Here is a 15,295-nt window from a genome sequence, read left to right on the forward strand (position 1 = left end):
GGCCGGTCGCCTGTACATTGACATGCCGGCGCCGAGAGGACGAACCCGGCGCAGGGCCTGTGAGAAGCGTGACCAGCCATCCGCGCGACACACCGCAATTCTACCTCACGGCCCCCTCGCCGTGCCCGTACCTGCCGGGACAGGAGGAGCGGAAGGTCTTCACCCACTTGGTCGGGCGGCGCGCCCGCGACCTCAACGAGATCCTGACCCAGGGCGGCTTCCGTCGCTCGCAGACGATCGCCTACCGTCCCGCCTGCGAGACCTGCCGCGCCTGCATCTCGGTGCGTGTCGTGGTCGATGAATTCGTGCCGAGCGCCAGCCAGAGACGCATCCTGGCGCGGAGCGCCGACTGGATCGGCACGCCGGAGCCGAACCGGCCCGCCTCGGAGCAGTATGCCCTGTTTCGCCGCTACCTCGACGCCCGCCACGGCGACGGCGGCATGGTCGACATGACCGTGCTCGACTACGCCATGATGGTCGAGGACAGCCACGTCGACACGCATCTGGTGTCGTACCGGCGGCACGGGCCGGACACGGCGGTCACCGGCCGCGGCTCCGGGCCGCCGCTCGCCTTCTGCCTGACGGACGTCCTCTCCGACGGGCTGTCGATGGTGTACTCGTTCTACGATCCCGCCGAAGCCGCGCGCTCCCCCGGGACCTTCATGATCCTCGACCATATCCGCCGGGCCCAACGGCTCGGCCTGCCGTATCTCTATCTCGGCTATTGGGTCGAGGGGTCGCGGAAGATGGACTACAAGTCCCGTTTCCGCCCGCAGGAGCGCCTGATGGGCCAGGGCTGGGTGCGGATCGACTGATCCCGCTGCCGCCGACGGTCCACATCCGTTGCCGCCCCGTCATGGCCGATGCGCATTGAGCGGCCGGGCCGGCGCATGCTACCGGCCTCGCACGCAATACGGACCGTGCCGAGGCCCCCATGATCCCCCGCTACAGCCGCCCCGCGATGACGGCGATCTGGTCGCCCGAGAGCCGCTTCCGGATCTGGTTCGAGATCGAGGCCCACGCCACCACGGCGCTCGCCGAGATCGGCGTCGTCCCGAAGGAGGCGGCCGAGACGATCTGGGCCAAGGGTAAGGACGCGGTCTTCGACGTCGCCCGCATCGACGCGATCGAGGCGGTGACGAAGCACGATGTCATCGCCTTCCTCACCCATCTCGCCGAGATCGTCGGTCCGGAGGCGCGCTTCGTCCACCAGGGCATGACCTCGTCGGACGTGCTCGACACCTGCCTCAACGTCCAGTTGGTGCGCGCCGCCGACATCCTGATCGCCGACGTCGATTCGCTCCTCGCCGCCCTCAAGGCCCGGGCCTTCGAGCACAAGCTGACCCCCACCATCGGCCGATCGCACGGCATCCATGCCGAGCCGGTCACCTTCGGGTTGAAGCTCGCCCAGGCCTATGCCGAGTTCGAGCGCAACCGCCGCCGCCTCGTCGCGGCCCGCGAGGAGGTCGCCACCTGCGCCATCTCCGGGGCGGTCGGCACCTTCGCCAATATCGACCCGCGGGTGGAGCAGTACGTTGCCGAGAAGATGGGCCTGACCGCCGAGCCGGTCTCCACCCAGGTGATCCCGCGCGACCGGCACGCGATGTTCTTTGCCACCCTCGGCGTCGTCGCCTCGTCCCTGGAGCGCCTGGCGATCGAGATCCGGCACCTGCAGCGCACCGAGGTTCTGGAGGCGGAAGAGTTCTTCTCCGAGGGGCAGAAGGGCTCCTCGGCCATGCCGCACAAGCGCAACCCGGTCCTCACCGAGAACATCACCGGCCTCGCCCGGATGGTGCGCGGCTACGTCACCCCGGCGCTGGAGAACGTCGCCCTCTGGCATGAGCGCGACATCTCGCACTCCTCCGTCGAGCGGATGATCGGCCCCGACGCCACCGTGACCCTCGACTTCGCTCTGGCCCGCATGACCGGGGTCATGGAGAAGCTGCTGGTCTACCCGGCCAACATGCAGAAGAACCTCGACCGGCTCGGCGGCCTGATCCACTCGCAGCGCGTGCTTCTCGCGCTCACCCAGGCCGGCGTGTCCCGCGAGGATTCCTACCGGCTGGTCCAGCGCAACGCGATGCCGGTCTGGCGCGGCGAGGGCGATTTCCTGGCCCTGCTCAAGGCGGACCCGGAGGTCGCCGCAGCGCTCGCGCCCGAACAGATCGAGGCGTGCTTCGATCTCGACTACCACTTCAAGCACGTGGACACGATTTTCGGGCGGGTGTTCGGCGACCGCTGAGCATCCCGCACGATTCCTGCTTGGGCCCGCGACGAACACAGGATAGCTCTCCGTGACCGCTCCCCGCATCGTCTACCTCAACGGCCAGTTCCTCCCCTTCGAGGAGGCGCGCGTGCCGATCATGGATCGCGGCTTCCTGTTCGCGGACGGCATCTACGAGGTCTCGGCGATCATCGACGGCAAGCTCGTCGACAACGCCGCGCATCTCGCCCGCCTCGACCGTTCCCTCGGTGAGATCGGCATCCGCAATCCGCACGATGCGGCAAGCTGGGAGCGCCTGCAGACCGAACTCGTCGCCCGCAACGGCGTCACCGAGGGGCTGGTCTACATGCAGGTGACCCGGGGCGTGGCCGAGCGCGACTTCGCCTTCCCGAAGGCCGGCACCGAACCCACCGTGATGATGTTCACGCAGGCCAAGACCGTGCTCGCCAACCCGCTTGTCGAGAGCGGCGCCCGGGTGATCACCGTCGAGGATCTGCGCTGGAAGCGGCGGGACATCAAATCGGTGGCCCTGCTGGCGCAGGTGCTCGCCAAGCAGCAGGCGGCCGAGGCCGGCGTCGCCGAGGCGTGGATGGTCGAGGATGGCGCGGTGACCGAAGGGTCGTCCTCGACCGCGTTCATCGTCAGCCGCGACCGCGTGCTCGTCACCCGGCCGCTCTCCACGGCGCTCCTGCCGGGCATCACCCGGGCGTCGGTCCTGCGCCTCGCCCAGGAGGCGGATCTGCGGATCGAGGAGCGGCTGATTCCGGTCGAGGAGGCCTACGCGGCACAGGAGGCCTTCTACACCAGCGCCTCGGCCTTCGTGATGCCGGTCATCGAGATCGACGGCCGCGCCATCGGCGAGGGGCGTCCGGGGCCGCTGACCCGGCGCCTGCGGGACCTGTACATCGAGGCCGCGCGTCGGGGCTGAAGCCCATCGGTTGGCCGGATACCGTCCGCAGGTGGACCCTCCGGCCTTCCAGGCCCGCAGGAACGGATTCCATCTCCGACTGTTCCTCCCCGAATTCGTATCCCGAACCGGGGAGGCTCTCATGCCGAAGAAGACCCTGATCGCCGCCTTCGCGGCGACCCTGGCGGCGGTGCCCGCCTATGCTCAGACCACCAGCCCATCTCCGACGCCGCCCGAGCGCGTGCGCCCGAACGCGGATGCGCCGCCGCAGGATCAGTCGCTCAGCGACAAGCTTCAAAAGAACGACGGGGTCATCAAGCCACCGGATTCCGGGACGACCGGGACCGTGGTGAAGCCCGATCAGTCCGGGACCATGCCGGTCATCAAGCCGCACGAACTCCCGGGCCGGACGCCCGGAACCGAGGCCAAGTAGCCGCGCCGGGCCTATCGCCGGACCGCAGAACGGGTCGCCCGTGCGGTGTCTTGCTTGATTTCGCTGGCTGGATCGCGGAAACGGCACACGACGTGCGCCGCCTGCACCCGTGGGCGGCGCCGTCCCGGTTTCCGTCGCGGGTAAGCAGGCAGGCATGGCCAACGTCGTCGTTGTGGGCGCCCAGTGGGGCGACGAAGGCAAGGGCAAGATCGTCGACTGGCTCTCCGAGCAGGCCGACATCGTCGTCCGGTTTCAGGGCGGGCATAATGCCGGCCATACGCTCGTCATCGACGGCGTCACCTACAAGCTGGCGCTGCTGCCGTCGGGCGTGGTCCGCGGCGGCAAGCTCTCGGTCATCGGCAACGGCGTCGTGGTCGATCCCTGGCATCTCGTGGACGAGATCGACCGGATCAAGGCCCAGGGTGTGGAGGTCTCCCCCGCGTCCCTGCGGATCGCCGACAACGCCACGCTGATCCTGCCGCTCCACCGGGAGCTGGATCATTTCCGCGAGACCGCCAATGCCGGCTTGAAGATCGGCACCACCAAGCGCGGTATCGGGCCGGCCTACGAGGACAAGGTCGGGCGCCGGGCGATCCGGGTCGTCGATCTTGCCGATCCCGACGCCTTGCCGGCCAAGATCGAGCGCGTGCTGACCCATCACAACGCCCTGCGGCGCGGCCTCGGGATCGACGAGGTCAATGCCGAGGCGCTGCTGTCGGAGCTGAAGGCCATTGCGCCGAAGATCCTGCCTTTCGCCGACACCGTCTGGGCGCTGCTCGACGAGGAGCGGCGGGCCGGCAAGCGCATCCTGTTCGAGGGCGCGCAGGGCGCGCTACTCGACGTCGATCACGGCACCTATCCGTTCGTCACCTCCTCCAACATCGTGGCCGCGCAGGCGGCGACGGGCTCGGGCCTCGGCCCGGGTGCGATCGGCTACGTGCTGGGCATCGCCAAGGCCTACACGACCCGGGTCGGCGAGGGGCCGTTCCCAACCGAGCTGTTCGACGAGATCGGCGAGACCATCGGCAGCCGCGGCCGCGAGTTCGGCGTCAACACCGGGCGCAAGCGCCGCTGCGGCTGGTTCGACGCCGTGCTGGTGCGCCAGACGGTCCGGACCTCCGGCATTCACGGGATCGCGCTGACCAAGCTCGACATCCTCGACGGCTTCGAGGAGATCCGCGTCTGCACGGGCTACATGCTGGACGGGCAGCCGATCGACCATCTGCCGGCGAGCCAAGCCGCTCAGGCGCGGGTCGAACCGGTCTATGAGGTGATCCCGGGCTGGTCGGAGACGACCGCAGGCGCTCGATCCTGGGCGGACCTGCCGGCGCAGGCGATCAAGTATGTTCGCCGGATCGAGGAGTTGATCGGGGCGCCGGTCGCCCTGCTGTCCACCTCCCCCGAGCGGGACGACACGATCCTCATGCACAACCCGTTCGAGGACTGACGCGTCGCGCGCTATCCCGTTGACGACGCGTGATTCCGGCTGCGCTGCCTGTATCCAGTCCGCGCAGGCTTGATCTAGAACGGGCTGGCGGTCGGGCCCTCATTCTCGCGAATGATCCGCCGTATGCGGCGCAACCGGCGTGCGGGCACCGGTCCGTGCGGCGGAATACGACAAACCGGCCGACGGCCGCGACCGGACCTGTCCGGCGGGAGCGGCCATCGGTCCCCGGCCTTCGACCGGCGTTGCCGGACGGCGGCCGAAGGGGCGGACCAGGGTATTATGGCCGATTACTATCCGCTTCTGGCGCGCGCGCTCGATGCGCTACCGGATCGAACGCCCGCTCTGCGCAAGGCGGTCTACGACCGTGCGCGCAACGCGCTCATCAGCCAGTTGCGCTCCCTCGACCCGCCGCTCTCCGAGGCGGATATCGATCTCGAGCGGCGCGCCCTCGACGCCGCGATCGAACGGCTCGAGGTCGATCATGGCGGTCTACCGGCGCCGGCCAACGATGCGGTTCAGGCCACTCCGGGACAGGCGCCTGCACCGGTCGTCTCCGAGCCCATCGCGGTCGCGCCGGCGGTGCAGCCGGAGCCGGAGATCCCCGAACCGTCTCCCCCTGAGCCGAGCGTCGCGTCGAAGCCCGATCCGGTGCTTCCTGCCGCCAAGGCGCCGTTCGCAGTTCCGGGTCGGGATAGCGATCCCGCATCGGAGTCCGGACCGCGCGAGGCACCGATCCCGATCACCTCGAGGCGCCCGGGCGCCTCCGCCGCTGCTGCGCCCGAAGGGCTACCCCCTGAGGCGGCGGCTTCGGCTCGCCCATCGGTCGAGGAGCAGGACGCCGGCGAGGCCACCGCAGACGTCGGATCGGGCCGTCAGCGCCCGCGGATCGAGGTGGTGCCGCTCCGAGCCGGGCGCTCGCGCGTGCTGCGCAACGTCTTTGTCGGAAGCGTCCTTGCTGTCGTGATCGGCTTGATCGCCGTCGCGGCCTTCCTGCTGCGCGACCGCCCACAGAACCTGCCATCCAGCGGTGCGGAGATTGCGGATTCTCAGCAGTCCGAGGCCGAGTCCAAGTTCGGCGATCGGGTCGGCGGCGATGCGGCGCCGGTGTCGAAGACGCCCGCGCGCGCGGACGGTGCTGTTCCGTCTCGGACCAACGCGCCACCCGCCGAGGCGGGCGTCTCGGTCGCCCAGAGGGCTGAACTCGTCGAGGAAGGGGCCGGCGCAGAAAGCAGCCAGCCGACCGTCACGCAGGGGCGGGTGACGTGGCGCCTGGAGACGGTGAACGGGGAGCAGGGGCAGCCGGTTCAGAACGCGGTCGTCGCGACCGTGACCGTTCCGGAGGCCGGGCTGACGCTGGTGATGACCATCCAGCGCAACCTCGACACGACGTTGCCGGCCTCCCACACGGTGAGCCTCGCGTTCAGCCAGACCGGCAGCAGCGGCACCGCGCGGACGGTCCAGGATGTCGGATTGCTGCAAGCGAAGGATGAGCAGAGCGCCCGCGGTTCGCCAGTCTCGGGCCTGCCGGTCCGTGTCCGCGACAACCTGTTCCTGATCGGCCTGTCGTCGCTGCAGAACGACGTGGAGCGAAACACTGACCTGCTCCTGCATCGGAACTGGTTCGACATCGCGCTGCGCTACACCTCCGGTCGCCGGGCGGTGCTGACCTTCGAGAAAGGGACCGCCGGCGCCCAGGTCATGCAGAGCGCCTTCGACGCCTGGCAGTGATGAACGGGATCGTCCCCGGCGCTCAGTTACGCCGGGGACCTGCTGTCAGCGGGCTTCAATGCCGGTCCGCGGCAGCTCGCGACTGGCAATGTTGCGCTTGACCGCTTCCTGCACCTTTTCGAAGGCCCGCACCTCGATCTGACGAACGCGTTCGCGGGAGACGCCGAACTCGCCCGAAAGATCTTCCAGCGTGATCGGATCCTCGGCGAGACGTCGCGCCTCGAAGATGCGCCGCTCGCGGGCATTGAGGACACCGAGGGCATCTTTCAGCGCGGAAAGGCGGTTCTGGCCCTCCTGTTCGCGCGCGAGCACGGTCTCCTGGCTCGGGCTGTTGTCCACGAGCCAGTCCTGCCACTCGCCTTCGCCCTCCTCGCGCAGGGGCGCATTGAGCGACGTGTCACCGGACAGACGCCGGTTCATGTCGATCACGTCCTGCTCGGGCACGCCGAGGCGCGTGGCGATCTGCGACACCTGGTCGGGTTTCAGATCGCCCTCATCGAGGGCGGAGATCCGTCCCTTCGCCTTGCGGAGGTTGAAGAACAGCTTCTTCTGGTTGGCCGTCGTGCCCATCTTCACCAGAGACCACGACCGCAGGATGTATTCCTGGATCGCTGCCTTGATCCACCACATGGCATAGGTGGCGAGACGGAACCCCTTGTCGGGATCGAAGCGCTTGACCGCCTGCATCAGGCCGACATTGCCTTCCGACACGACCTCGCCGATCGGCAGGCCGTAGCCGCGATAGCCCATGGCGATCTTGGCGACGAGGCGCAGGTGCGACGTCACCAGGCGGTGCGCCGCTTCGCGGTCACCGGCATCACGCCAGGCCTTGGCGAGGGTGAATTCCTCCGACGGCTCCAGCATCGGAAACTTGCGAATCTCGTCGAGGTAGCGCGAAAGGCCACCTTCGTTGGCGAGCACGGGAAGCGTACCGGCCATGGCTTTCTCCTGAACCTGTGTCCCCCTGCCGGGCGGACGCGACGGACAACAGTGCCGTCCACTCGGGCCGCTCTTGAGCCGACCCTGCCGGCCACCCATCTCATGCGGGTCGCCGGGGAGCCGGTCACGGTCGATGACACCCACGTCGCCAACAACGCGCCACCGGCGATTTTGATCGTACCATGTCACGATGTGACGCGGTACGGGGTGTTCTTTCGCACGCCGCAAGGGGCGGTTACAGGCGCGCCGGGTCGCCTGCGTCGGCCCGGAGTGCCAGGATCAGGGCAGTCATGTCGGTCGGCAGCGCACTCTCGAAGCGCAGCGTCTCACCCGTGCGCGGGTGACTGAAGCCGAGCAGTTCCGCGTGGAGCGCCTGCCGTCCCAGGGCCGTTAGAGCGGCACGCGCCTCCAGACTCAGGCGGGCCGCCTTGGTGCGGAAGGCACCTCCGTAGACCGTGTCCCCGAGCAGGGGATGTCCGCGATGGGCGAGATGCACGCGGATCTGATGCGTGCGACCCGTCTCCAGGCGACACCGCACGAGGGTAGCCTCGCGATAGGACTCGGCGACGGCATAATGCGTGACCGCATGGCGGCCGCTGTCGTCGGAGACGACGGCGATCTTCTCCCGATGGAACCGGGACCGGGCAAGGCTGGCCCGGATCGTCCCCGCCCGCGGCTGGGGCAGGCCCCAGACCAATGCGGCGTAGGCGCGTTCCAGCGGCCCGGTCCGGCCGTGATCGGCGAATTGCGCGGTGAGGCCCTGATGCGCCGCGTCGTTCTTGGCGACGACGATCAGGCCGCTCGTGTCCTTGTCGAGGCGATGGACGATGCCGGGGCGGCGCACTCCGCCGATCCCGGACAGGCTGGCCCCGCAATGGGCGATGAGGGCGTTGACCAGCGTCCCGCTCTCGTGGCCCGGCGCCGGGTGGACCACCAGGCCGGCCGGCTTGTCGATGACGATCAGATCGTCATCCTCGTAGACGATCGGCAGGTCTGCGGCTTCGGCCACCGGCTCGGCCGGTGCCGGAGGCGGCACGGTGAGGATGATGGACGCGCCGGCGGCAACTTTGGCGGCCGGATCGCGCGCCGGGAGACCGTCCCGCTTCACATGGCCTGCGCGGATCAGGTCCTGCAATCGGGCCCGGGACAGATCCGGGAACAGCGTGACCAGCGCTCGATCGAGCCGCACGCCTCCCTCGGCCACGATCCCGGCTTTTTCGACGTCTCCGTTGTCCACCACGATCCTTGTCCGCGCCCGATCTGACCCGCCGAGGCGGATTTCCTGACGAAGGCTCTTGCTCCGCCGCCGGGTCGTGGCTATAGCACCCCCGCGCCGCCGGAAAGCTCCCATCGTCTAGCGGTCTAGGACGTCGCCCTCTCACGGCGAAAACAGGGGTTCGATTCCCCTTGGGAGCGCCACCGGCGCATTTTTCATAAATGTTGGCAGCATTTCACCCCATGGTGGGTGCCCGAGCCCGCAACTCCAGCGGGCCGCGCTGTCCCGCCTCGAAGCCTTTCCACGCGATGTCAGCAATCCGTGCTTGCTACGCCTCGTGCGTGCAGCCGCGCTCGGCGCGTTAGCCGCGGTCGCCTGTCGCAGGCCTTGTGGCCGTGCCGACGTTCCATCGCTCAAAGACGCAGTTCGTCGTCAGGGATATGCCGAGAATTTGGCGGGTCGGGCGGCAGGTCGCCGACCTGATGCGCGATCGCTCTATCCTGCAGGACGTGCGCAAGCGGGAGGGGTGAAGGCCCGCCGCTCGCCGCGCGATCGCTGGCTCCCTGCCGGTGGCCTGCGGCATCAGCAAGCGCGTGGCCGCATTAGCCAGCGGCTTCGGCCATTCGTCCCAGTGCGAGCGTAAGCGTTCGGGTCCACAGGCGGCGCTGCGCATGCGGCTGGGCGGTGCAAACGCTTCCGGGTGAACACTCCCGTGCCAGACCACCTTGGACCCCGCGGTGAATGGCTGTGCAGGGCTTTCGCTCGGTCGCAGCTTGAGCTTGATCCGGACGTGCTCGTCCGACCCGTCATCCCCGAATGAAAGCTCGAAAACGGAACCGTCCCCTGTCTGCACGGCACAGACGGTTCCGTTCCTCGCGCGTGCTCCCCTGATCAGCGGCAGCGATGGCGCCGTCCATCCCGGCCGAGATAGGTCCCGGTCTGCGGATCGTAGGACCGGAAACGACGCGCGCAGTAGCGGTCATCACCGATGGTGCGATCCGAATCGACGTCGTCGTAGCCATAGGTGACCGGAGCGTAGCCGCCGCCATATCCGACGTCATAGCCGTAGCCGTATCCCGGATAACCGTATCCGCCGTAGAGGCCTCCCACGGCCACTCCAAGGCCGAGCCCGCCGAGACCATATCCGCGTCGTCCGTAGCCGTATCCGTAGGGACTTCCGTAGAAGCCTCGGTTCACGCCGTAATGCCGATGCAGGCCGTAACCGCGGTGGGCGCCGAGGTCATGGGCGAGCCCGCGATTGGGGAACCCGTGGCCGACGCCTGGCCTGCCGAGATGAGGGTTGCCGAAGCCCCGGTTGGCAAACCCACCACCACCGGCCGCCGCGGCTCCGAAATTGTGATTGCCGAAGCCCTGGTTGACGAAGCCGCCGCCGCCCGCTGCAGCTCCGAAATTGTGATTGCCGAAGCCCCGATTGGCGAAGCCGCCGCCACCCGCTGCAGCTCCGAAGTTGTGATTGCCGAAGCCCTGATTGCTGAAGCCGCCGCCACCGGCGGCTGCGGCCCCGAAGTTGTGGCTGCCGAAGCCTTGGTTGGCGAAACTGCCGCCGGCCTGTGCCCGGGCACCGGTGGGTGCCGCCAAGAGGGCGCCGGCGAGGATTGCCGATGCAATCGCTGTGACCGTCTGGTTCATGGTCGCCACGCTCGCTGTGTTGAGTCTATCTGGATCAACGTCGCGCCAGCGGCGGCCAATCCCGCTTCCTTTTGTCCTGCGACCAGATCGCTGGTCGATCCGACCGATGATCGGGGGCGTGCGATTGTCCCGGCCCGGTTACCCTTCGCCATTTCAGCCCCGCAGTCCTGGCCGCACCGGGCATTTTTTGCGCTGTATCGTGATAGCTTTGATCGCGGATCCGCGTGTTCTCGACACCTGAGCTTCGGGTCTGGAAAGACCCGCCCGGTTCACCGGCGCGGGCCTCTCACGCACGTCGGCAGTCTTCTCACCGAGACCCGTTCCCTCAGTACCGGACGGTGCGGATACCGCCGCCACCGCCACCCACGACGCTCCGGATCACCTCCTTGGTCGACGGGCTGATCCCACCATCGCTACGCAGACGACGCCCATCCGCTCGTTCGAGGCGCGCGACATCGTCTGAGCATCGATCCAACGCATCCCTCACCTTCGACGCGAGGGGACCGCCGCGGTGCGCGCCGGCGCCGCTCATCTCGAACCGCAGGCAGGATGCCAGGTAGCCTTTCAGGTCGTCGAAGGCGGCGGCTTGCGCGCCCGTCGTCATGACGATGAAGAGCAGTGCGGATCGGGCGAGCATGGGGCAATCCGGGAAACGACAGTTGTCACAGACAACGTGCGAGCGGGCCATTGGTCGCTTCAAGGCTCACCCGGCGGAGGCTGGTGTGCGTCTGCGCTGCCGGTTCGGGACGCCCGTGCGCCCGAGGCTGGCGCCCCGCCGTAACCACCCCCTGCGATCCCATCCCGGGCCGCGTTGCTGTCGGCTCACCGCTTATGGGTTCAAGTATCCTGACCCAAGCAAGCCATCAGACGCGCACTTAATTCATGTGCCGGCGCCGAGCCTGAACCTCCTGCTGAGCGAGCTTGCGTCCGACCTCCAACAGCAGCGCATCGGCGCGTGCTTTCAGATTCGGATCCTGTAACTGCGCGAGAGACTGCTGCGCGGCCAAAAGGAGTTCGGCTGCTCGTTCTAAAGGTGGCATGCAGAGTGGGTGCAACTCACCGCCCGTCGCCGCTCTCGTGCCGGTGCGCGACCGCGTCAGATCGATGATGATGCCCCGTCCCCGGATCGGACGCCCCGATGCGTCGCGAACGGTATAGCCACGGTCGAGAACCCATCGCGTAACACCATCAGCCGAAAGCACCCTGTACTCGGCAACGAAAGGGGTGTCTTCGTCGATGCTGCGGCGGATCAAGGCGTGGACATGCTCCTGATCATCCGGATGCATGCCGTCCACAAACTCCGATAGCGGAACGCCTGTGGCTGCGGCGTCCGGATCGACGTTGAACATCAATGCCACGAACGTGTCTGCACGCACCGAGTCCGAGACGATGTCCCAGTCCCAGGTGCCGGCCACCTCGACGGCGTCCAACGCCTGCTGCAATGCAGTGGGGCGAGTCTGGATGTCAACGAGCTTGAGCTTCGGCACCGAGACGCTCACGATTGCTGCGGGACCAACCTTCAGTTGCGAATGTATAAAAGCACTCACTCCGGCTTCAAGCGATATCGAGAACAATATCAACCGGAGCGTGTAATTGGTGCCGGATACGGCACGGATTGTGGTAAGAAGCAGCCGAACTGGCGTTTTTCGCGCCAGCGCGGAGCGAGCGATGGGACAGAAGATGCCGCTTCAAGCGAAGGCCGGGTCGGATGGTTCCTGGGAAAATCGCAGCGACAGCCGCCCCTCAGCTTCGGCCGGCGATGACGCAAGGCGTCTCGTGACCCGCATCGCGGGGGCGCTTCAGGTTCAACCCGACGTCCTTTACGCTCCCGACGCAGCCAATGCGCGAACTCACAGCGCCACGGATGGCGCCGACCTCGATCAGCAGTGCGAGGCGCTGCTGCACGCCTACAGGCGTATCCGAGATCCCGAGGAACGCCTTCGGTTCCTGCTGCTCGTCCAGGATGCGGCTGAGGAGATCGAGGCTCTGATCGGACGCTCTTCCGCCTCGTGAGCAGACCCGCGCGGGGCCGAGCGGCCGGTTTTCGGTCATGAATAGGTTGAACTGACGGCACGCGCCGAGAGATGCGAGGCGTGTCCCGGTCTCGAGACCGGACCACTCAGATACAAGCCTCGCGCAATGATCGCCCTAGGTGTCCGGTGTGGGGAAGGCGACAGGAAGGACGAGGACGAGAGGCCGCGTAACCTATCTCGACGCATCGCTAGAACGTATTGCGGACTGTCATGCGATTTGACTCCGCAGTATAGAGCCGATTAATCCCATCTCCGTGGTCGCAAAACCGTTTTAGGCGTAAAATCAATGACTTTGTAGTCGTATGAATATCGATTGCCTGCGGTGATGGGTTTCGTGGCGACCATAATGTCTTGGCGGTCGTATTGGAGGAATCCAGGACGCGCCGGATGCATGACAGCGCTGTTTCAGAGAATACAGTGCCGCACCTCTGTCGCCCGGTCATTCGGGATTATAGATCGGCTTTCAAAATTCTACGTTAGGCTCATATGTATCATGTGGGTGCCACAGGCTTCAGCAGCCTTTCGGATACACCGAAGACCTGCATGACGGATCGATTCATCGGGTAACAGGGGGACGGTGGCAGCTTTGTTGGACTCGGCGTGTCCGTTGTTGGGCGTCGTGAGGAGCCAAGAGTTCCCTCCGAGCCCCCCATCAGGCCAATGCCAGCCGTCCTACGATCCGTCGGCCGATGTCGCGCGCGCCAGCTTTGGTCGGAAGGCCTCGAACTCAGTCAGAGACGCCCGCATCAGCAACGGATCAACCGTTTCGGAAAAGCGATGATCGCGATCATCCGGATCGAGGAACCCGGGCTGACCCAGCAAGGGGCTCACCAGGCCGCCGTCCAAGGAAGGCGTCGTTCGAGGTATCCGATTGACTGGCCGATCCGAGCCAGCCGCGCCGCGTCTTCAAACGGCATCACGGAACTTGCGGCGCTGGAGAAGGCGATCCGGTTATCGCTGCCCTGTTCCGAATGGGCGGGCGACCATGGACGTCCGGCTCCAAGGCGGCGCCGTTACCAGAACCAGATGACGCGGCCGGATACCGCGTAGATGACGAACCAGAGCCCGACAGCCAGAGCAATCGACGCGACGACGAGAGCCGGATGAGGCTTCTTGCGGGTGCGAAAGGACGCGACGGGAGCGATCTGGTCCATGGGGATGGCGTGTTCGGGCCTCGTACCGATCGCATGCATCGAGGTTCCTCGGGCGGAAGACGGAATGTCCGGTGGATGCGGTCAGCGACAACGGCGCCTTAGCAGCAAAACAAAACCCCCGCGTCCTCATCAAAAGATGGATTGACGCCGCGGTGGCCGGTGTCGGATTGCGCACGGCGCACGCATCCGCGATCACCGCCGGGTCTCCCATCTGCGATTGGCGGGAATATCGGGGACGTTCCGGAACGACGGTGGCGGAGTTTGGCCCCGCATTCCCTGCGCAGGCTCAGCCTTATGCCGCCGCGCCGGCCATTGCGCAGCGCGCCGCCCGGGCCAGTCGGTCCCCTGTCGGCGGATCGTCGGGCGGCCTCCTGTCGCTTGTTGCACTCCTCGAATGATCGCCACGCCTGGCGGACAGGCGTCCGCGCGACCGTCGAGGGACGCCATTGCATGCGGCACGGCTGTTCCGGAACGTTGGCCTTTCCCGCGGCCCAAGTTCCCGGCTTTGGAAGAATGAGCGAGGTCCGACACGTCGCTGGGCAAGGGCAGCGCGCCCCGATCACGCTTCTCCGAGATCCCGCAGGAGTCTGTCGCGCGCGCGGCTGACCCGGCTCTTCACCGTGCCTGCGGGGCACCCGATCACCGCGGCGGCGGCCTCGTAGGGGAGGCCGTCGATGGCGACGAGGAGGAGCGCTTCGCGATAGGCCGGCTCGAGGCGGTCGATGGCGGCCTGAACCTCCTTCAGTCCGAGGGCGTGGTCCTGCGCGGCCGGTTCGGAAACGGTGGCAGCGTGGAGGCCGTCAGGATCCGCGATCTCGAGGCGCCTCTTGCGCCGCCCGTTGATGAAGCCGTTGCGCAGGATCGTGAATAACCAAGCGACCAATCGGGTGCCGGGCTCGTATCGCTCGCGATGCTCCCAGGCCTTGAGCAGCGTGAACTGTACGAGATCATCCGCTTCGGCTCCATCGAAGGTCAGCGACAGGGCGTACCGCCTGAGACGCGGCACCAGCGCGATCAGGTCGTCCTTGAATGCATCGGGAACCTGCCCGCCGGCTTCGGCTGCATCGAGGGCCGCGGACAATCGATCCAGCACGGCGGCGAGCCGCGAGCCGACATCAACCGCCACGACCTCTGAGTAGTATTGCCGCAGCCGATGACCGAGCTGCGCATGGACATACGAGATGACGGGATCGGACGCGTCGGCCAGATCCCGCTTTTCGTCGGCGGGCTGCACGGTAAGCTCTCGTGTCGATGGGATGGAAACATTGTCGCAGCGGACGACACGTCCGGCGGAAGGGCGCGAACTTATCTCTGGTCGATAACGACAGCGTCAATGATGCAGGTATACCAGTGTAAAACGCGAGCGCAGTGGAACCTGCTTGTGCGCAACCCGTTTGTGCCCGGCTGCCGGAGGGGCGGCGAGCGCGGCATGGGGTGCGAGAGCTGTGACGGCGGGCGTCGACAGGCATGAACTCCGGCAGATCATCGCCGGCCTGAGCGAGGGCGTGATCCTGGTCGAGCCCGACCAGACCATCGCGTACGCCAACGCCGCCGCCCTGGCGAT

Annotated in this window: 15 protein-coding genes and 1 tRNA gene; 10 read left to right on the forward strand and 6 right to left on the reverse strand. The window is 67.1% G+C overall.

The features are described 5' to 3' along the window. Positions 1-68: 68 nt before the first annotated feature. The 6 genes from ABIC70_RS21790 to ABIC70_RS21815 all read left to right on the forward strand — a co-directional run bounded on the left by ABIC70_RS21790 (position 69) and on the right by ABIC70_RS21815 (position 6,739). Entirely contained in the window at positions 69-815 is a 747-nt protein-coding gene (locus tag ABIC70_RS21790) for an arginyltransferase (RefSeq protein WP_043350247.1), read from the forward strand. A gap of 119 nt (positions 816-934) precedes the next feature. Then, a complete protein-coding gene (gene purB, locus ABIC70_RS21795; protein ID WP_043760520.1) occupies positions 935-2,242 on the forward strand; it encodes an adenylosuccinate lyase in 1,308 nt (435 codons plus the stop codon). 52 nt (positions 2,243-2,294) lie between these two features. Further along, the gene (locus ABIC70_RS21800) at positions 2,295-3,152 is read left to right on the forward strand and encodes a D-amino-acid transaminase (protein ID WP_043350243.1); all 858 of its coding nucleotides are present in this window, start codon (positions 2,295-2,297) and stop codon (positions 3,150-3,152) included. A 121-nt stretch (positions 3,153-3,273) separates the two neighbouring features. Next, positions 3,274-3,564 carry a hypothetical protein gene (locus ABIC70_RS21805; protein ID WP_075381450.1) on the forward strand — a complete coding sequence of 97 codons (291 nt, stop codon included), beginning with the start codon at positions 3,274-3,276 and terminating at the stop codon, positions 3,562-3,564. A gap of 154 nt (positions 3,565-3,718) precedes the next feature. After that, on the forward strand, positions 3,719-5,011 hold the full coding sequence (locus tag ABIC70_RS21810; RefSeq protein WP_043350287.1) for an adenylosuccinate synthase: 1,293 nt from the start codon (positions 3,719-3,721) through the stop codon (positions 5,009-5,011). 279 nt (positions 5,012-5,290) lie between these two features. Further along, positions 5,291-6,739 carry a histidine kinase gene (locus ABIC70_RS21815; RefSeq protein ID WP_354441093.1) on the forward strand — a complete coding sequence of 483 codons (1,449 nt, stop codon included), beginning with the start codon at positions 5,291-5,293 and terminating at the stop codon, positions 6,737-6,739. Positions 6,740-6,784: 45 nt separating this feature from the next. Here the strand turns inward: ABIC70_RS21815 and rpoH are convergent, their stop codons facing one another. Both rpoH and ABIC70_RS21825 read right to left on the reverse strand, forming a co-directional pair. After that, the gene (gene rpoH, locus ABIC70_RS21820) at positions 6,785-7,678 is read right to left on the reverse strand and encodes an RNA polymerase sigma factor RpoH (RefSeq protein WP_043350239.1); all 894 of its coding nucleotides are present in this window, start codon (positions 7,676-7,678) and stop codon (positions 6,785-6,787) included. A 235-nt stretch (positions 7,679-7,913) separates the two neighbouring features. Next, entirely contained in the window at positions 7,914-8,918 is a 1,005-nt protein-coding gene (locus ABIC70_RS21825) for an RluA family pseudouridine synthase (RefSeq protein WP_170861843.1), read from the reverse strand. 103 nt (positions 8,919-9,021) lie between these two features. On the opposite strand from ABIC70_RS21825, the gene ABIC70_RS21830 reads away from it, so the two are divergent. After that, positions 9,022-9,097 (forward strand) — tRNA-Glu (locus ABIC70_RS21830). Positions 9,098-9,785: 688 nt separating this feature from the next. Here ABIC70_RS21830 and ABIC70_RS21835 read toward each other — a convergent pair. The 3 genes from ABIC70_RS21835 to ABIC70_RS21845 all read right to left on the reverse strand — a co-directional run bounded on the left by ABIC70_RS21835 (position 9,786) and on the right by ABIC70_RS21845 (position 12,031). Further along, the gene (locus tag ABIC70_RS21835; protein WP_354441096.1) at positions 9,786-10,544 is read right to left on the reverse strand and encodes a BA14K family protein; all 759 of its coding nucleotides are present in this window, start codon (positions 10,542-10,544) and stop codon (positions 9,786-9,788) included. 325 nt (positions 10,545-10,869) lie between these two features. Next, entirely contained in the window at positions 10,870-11,181 is a 312-nt protein-coding gene (locus ABIC70_RS21840) for a hypothetical protein (RefSeq protein WP_279899692.1), read from the reverse strand. 238 nt (positions 11,182-11,419) lie between these two features. Next, complete coding sequence (locus tag ABIC70_RS21845) at positions 11,420-12,031, reverse strand: PAS domain-containing protein (RefSeq protein ID WP_354441098.1); 612 nt, start codon at positions 12,029-12,031, stop codon at positions 11,420-11,422. A gap of 181 nt (positions 12,032-12,212) precedes the next feature. Between ABIC70_RS21845 and ABIC70_RS21850 the strand changes: the two genes are divergently transcribed. From ABIC70_RS21850 to ABIC70_RS21860, 3 genes are all read left to right on the forward strand, one after another. Next, positions 12,213-12,557, forward strand: coding sequence for a hypothetical protein (locus tag ABIC70_RS21850; protein WP_354441100.1), 345 nt, complete (start codon positions 12,213-12,215; stop codon positions 12,555-12,557). 797 nt (positions 12,558-13,354) lie between these two features. Further along, entirely contained in the window at positions 13,355-13,627 is a 273-nt protein-coding gene (locus ABIC70_RS21855; protein WP_354441102.1) for a hypothetical protein, read from the forward strand. A 175-nt stretch (positions 13,628-13,802) separates the two neighbouring features. Then, complete coding sequence (locus ABIC70_RS21860; protein ID WP_354441104.1) at positions 13,803-14,129, forward strand: hypothetical protein; 327 nt, start codon at positions 13,803-13,805, stop codon at positions 14,127-14,129. Between the two features lie 161 nt (positions 14,130-14,290). Here the strand turns inward: ABIC70_RS21860 and ABIC70_RS21865 are convergent, their stop codons facing one another. Further along, positions 14,291-14,965, reverse strand: coding sequence for a sigma-70 family RNA polymerase sigma factor (locus tag ABIC70_RS21865; RefSeq protein WP_111473182.1), 675 nt, complete (start codon positions 14,963-14,965; stop codon positions 14,291-14,293). Between the last annotated feature and the right edge of the window lie 330 nt (positions 14,966-15,295).

The organism is Methylobacterium sp. 1973 (genome assembly GCF_040545035.1).
GTDB lineage: Bacteria > Pseudomonadota > Alphaproteobacteria > Rhizobiales > Beijerinckiaceae > Methylobacterium > Methylobacterium fujisawaense.